The organism is Streptomyces sp. NPDC006450 (assembly GCF_040612195.1).
Taxonomy (GTDB): domain Bacteria; phylum Actinomycetota; class Actinomycetes; order Streptomycetales; family Streptomycetaceae; genus Streptomyces.
Map to the genome: position 1 here is coordinate 1 of NZ_JBEXPT010000233.1, position 3,829 is coordinate 3,829.

General features: G+C 72.7%; 4 protein-coding genes. 3 read left to right on the plus strand and 1 reads right to left on the minus strand.

The genetic code is table 11. The features are described 5' to 3' along the window. The first annotated feature begins 76 nt into the window (after nt 1-76). Nucleotides 77-211, plus strand: a complete 135-nt coding sequence (locus ABZY57_RS32250; protein WP_356518019.1) for a hypothetical protein — start codon at nt 77-79, stop codon at nt 209-211. A 106-nt stretch (nt 212-317) separates the two neighbouring features. Next, entirely contained in the window at nt 318-926 is a 609-nt protein-coding gene (locus ABZY57_RS32255) for a nucleoside triphosphate pyrophosphatase (protein WP_356518021.1), read from the plus strand. On the opposite strand, the gene ABZY57_RS32260 is transcribed toward ABZY57_RS32255, so the two are convergent. Beyond that, the gene (locus tag ABZY57_RS32260) at nt 907-1,467 is read right to left on the minus strand and encodes a hypothetical protein (RefSeq protein WP_356518023.1); all 561 of its coding nucleotides are present in this window, start codon (nt 1,465-1,467) and stop codon (nt 907-909) included. The two genes, ABZY57_RS32255 and ABZY57_RS32260, sit on opposite strands and share 20 nt — an antisense overlap. 442 nt (nt 1,468-1,909) lie before the next feature. Here ABZY57_RS32260 and ABZY57_RS32265 point away from each other — a divergent pair, with 442 nt between their 5' ends. Continuing rightward, entirely contained in the window at nt 1,910-3,664 is a 1,755-nt protein-coding gene (locus ABZY57_RS32265; RefSeq protein WP_356518025.1) for a biotin carboxylase N-terminal domain-containing protein, read from the plus strand. Nucleotides 3,665-3,829: the final 165 nt, after the last annotated feature.

The following is a 3,829-nucleotide window of genomic DNA, read 5'->3' on the forward strand; positions in this document are numbered from 1 at the left end:
GCGCCGCGGCGCGGCGGGCGCGCGCGCCCCCCGCCCCGCCCCCCGCCACGGGCGTGCTCGGGGACAGGATCGGGGCATGCTCTGGTCAGACCCGAAGAACGAGCCGCCGAAGGACATGCGCGACGCCGCGGCGATGGTCCGACGGATGACGGTGATCGTCGTCCTCGCGATGGTCGTCGTGGTGTACGTGCTGGGCGTGGGCGGTTTCTAGCACCGAAGGCCGCCCGCACCTCCCCCGCGCCGCCCGCAGGCCGCTCGGACCCCCGGACCGCCCGGAGCCGCCGGGGCCCGCGCCGGGCGCCCCTACGATGGCAGGCATGACTGCTGCCCCCCGCCACGCCCTCGTCCTCGCCTCCGCTTCGCCCGCCCGGCTGAACCTGCTGCGGCAGGCCGGGCTCGCCCCGCACGTGATCGTGAGCGGCTTCGACGAGGACGCCCTCACCGCCGACTCCCCCGCCGAGCTGGCGCTCGCACTCGCCGAGGCGAAGGCCGCCGTCGTGGCAGCCCTGGACGAGGCCGCGGGCTCCCTGGTGATCGGCTGCGACTCCGTGCTGGAGCTGGACGGCGAGGCGCTGGGCAAGCCGGCGGACGCCGAGGAGGCCACGGCCCGCTGGAAGTCGATGCGGGGGCGCGCCGGGGTGCTGCGCACCGGGCACTGCGTGATCGACACGGCGAGCGGCGCGAAGGTTTCGGCCACGGCGTCGACGACGGTCCGCTTCGGCGAGCCGACGGACGCGGAGGTGGCGGCGTACGTGGCGAGCGGGGAACCGCTGCACGTGGCGGGGGCCTTCACCCTGGACGGGCTGTCGGCCCCGTTCATCGAGGGGATCGACGGGGATCACGGCAATGTGATCGGGATCTCCATGCCGCTGCTGCGCTCCCTGCTGGGCGAACTGGGCGTGTCCATCACGGACTTGTGGGCTTGACGTCCCCGAGCTTGCCGAAGTCGCCGAAGTCCGCGAGCGGGTGGCCCGGGGGCGTGTCACGGATCTCGGGCCGGCCGTCCGGGCCGGCCGGCCCGCCGAAGCCGCCCAGGGGGCCGCTGGAGCCCTCCGCGGGGCCGCCCGCGCCGTCCCCGGCCCCGCCCGCGCCCTTGGCCGCGTAGAGGGTCAGGCTCAGCACCAGCAGGCAGAGGATCAGCATCATCACCGCGAAGGCGCCCCAGCCCACGAGGCCGACGACGAGGGCGCCGAGCAGTCCGTGGGTGACGGCGGCGCTGACGAGGAGCACCCGCGCGAAGCTGCCCGGGGCCCGGTCGCGGGCCGCGGCGACGAGGAGGAACGCCGCGCAGGCGAGCAGGAACACGGCCATGCCGGCGCCCAACGCGTAGGTTGCCTTGGACATGACATCCGGATCGGCGCCCGCGATGGACATCGACTGGTTCTCGGTGGTCCGTCCCAGGACGAGGTGGACGAAGCCGAGCACGGCCGCCTCCACGACGAGCACGACCGCGGTCGCTGCGGCCACGGATCTCCGCAGCACCGTGCCACCCACGCCACCCACACCAGCCACGACGCCCCCACCCCGCATGCACAAGCCCGCTCGACGCCTGGAGGCTACTAACGGGTAAACCTTGGGACAAGGGGCCGGTGCCTCTTCGTTACGGTCGGGCTGCCGTACGGGGCACCGCCCGGCGGCGACACGGCGCCCGCGCAGGGAATGCATGGGCCGTTCGTAGGGATTCGACAAAGAATCACCCCGGGCCGCTGACCCGGGGCACAGAGACCCCGGACACACGGCAGGGTTACTGTGCAGTCGGGGATCCCCCTGACATGGGGCGCCACAAGGGTTTTATCGACTCGAGATCGACTCGCATCACAGTCCGTGTGGGCAAGGTCACCACAGGGGAAGGGTCGAAAGGCCGTGTGGGCTGTCCCTAAACTCAGCTTGTTTCAAGGAGGGAGCCATCGTGCGCAAGGTGCTCATCGCCAACCGTGGCGAAATCGCAGTCCGCGTTGCTCGGGCCTGCCGGGATGCCGGGATCGCGAGCGTAGCCGTCTACGCCGACCCGGACCGGGACGCTCTGCACGTCCGCGCGGCCGACGAAGCTTTCGCGTTGGGCGGTGACACCCCGGCCGCCAGCTACTTGGACATCTCCAAGATCCTGCAGGCCGCAGCCGATTCCGGTGCGGACGCCATCCATCCCGGATACGGCTTCCTCTCCGAGAACGCCGAATTCGCGCAGGCCGTCATCGACGCGGGCCTGATCTGGATCGGCCCGCCGCCGCAGGCCATCCGCGACCTCGGCGACAAGGTCGCCGCCCGCCACATCGCGCTGCGCGCCGGCGCGCCGCTCGTGGCCGGCACGCCCGACCCGGTCTCCGGGGCGGACGAGGTCGTCGACTTCGCCAAGGAGCACGGCCTGCCGATCGCGATCAAGGCCGCCTTCGGTGGCGGCGGTCGCGGCCTGAAGGTCGCCCGCACCCTCGAAGAGGTCCCGGAGCTCTACGACTCCGCCGTCCGCGAGGCCGTCGCCGCCTTCGGCCGCGGCGAGTGCTTCGTCGAGCAGTACCTCGACAAGCCGCGGCACGTGGAGACCCAGTGCCTGGCCGACACCCACGGCAACGTGGTCGTCGTCTCCACCCGTGACTGCTCGCTGCAGCGCCGCCACCAGAAGCTGGTCGAGGAGGCCCCGGCGCCGTTCCTGACCGAGGCCCAGAACGCCGAGCTGTACGCCGCGTCGAAGGCGATCCTGAAGGAAGCCGGCTACGTCGGCGCCGGCACGGTCGAGTTCCTCGTCTCCGCCGACGGCCTGATCTCCTTCCTGGAGGTCAACACCCGCCTGCAGGTCGAGCACCCGGTCACCGAAGAGGTCACCGGCATCGACCTGGTCCGCGAGATGTTCCGCATCGCGGACGGCGAGGAGCTCGGCTACGGGGACCCGGTCCTGCGCGGTCACTCCTTCGAGTTCCGCATCAACGGCGAGGACCCGGGCCGCGGCTTCCTGCCGGCCCCGGGCACGGTCACCAAGTTCAACGCCCCCTCGGGCCCGGGTGTCCGCCTCGACGCGGGCGTCGAGTCCGGCTCGGTCATCGGCCCGGCATGGGACTCCCTGCTCGCCAAGCTCATCGTCACGGGCGCCACGCGCGAGCAGGCCCTGCAGCGGGCGGCGCGCGCGCTGGCCGAGTTCGAGGTCGAGGGCATGGCCACGGCCATCCCGTTCCACCGTGCGGTCGTCGTCGACCCCGCCTTCACGGCCGACCCGTTCACGATCCACACCCGCTGGATCGAGACCGAGTTCGTCAACGAGATCCCGGCGTTCGTGGTTCCCGCCGCGGAGGACTCCGAGGACGAGCCCGGCCGCGAGACCGTGGTCGTCGAGGTCGGCGGCAAGCGCCTGGAGGTCTCCCTCCCGTCCTCGCTGGGCATGACCCTGGCCCGTACGGCCGCCGCGGGCGGCGCGAAGCCCAAGCGCCGCGCGGCCAAGAAGTCCGGCCCGGCCGCCTCCGGCGACACCCTGGCCTCGCCCATGCAGGGCACGATCGTGAAGGTCGCGGTCGAGGAGGGCCAGCAGGTCAACGAGGGCGACCTGATCGTCGTCCTCGAAGCGATGAAGATGGAACAGCCGCTGAACGCGCACCGCTCGGGCACGATCGTGGGCCTCGCGGCAGAGGTCGGCGCGTCGCTCACCTCGGGCGCGGCCATCTGCGAAATCAAGGACTGACGTCCTGGCCGGGGTTCCGGGGCTGCCGCCCCGGACCCCACGCGGGCTACGCCGCGGGGCTCGCCCCGCCCTTCGCCCGTTCCCCGGGACTCCGCCCCGGACCCCGCTCCTCGAACGCCGGAGGGGCTGGATTTCGGCTGACGCCAGCCGATACCCAGCCCCTCC

Excerpts from the sequence above, each read along its gene's own strand:
- ABZY57_RS32250 (WP_356518019.1), top strand. The coding sequence starts at position 77 with ATGCTCTGGTCAGACCCGAAGAACGAGCCGCCGAAGGACATGCGCGAC.
- ABZY57_RS32255 (WP_356518021.1), top strand. The coding sequence starts at position 318 with ATGACTGCTGCCCCCCGCCACGCCCTCGTCCTCGCCTCCGCTTCGCCC.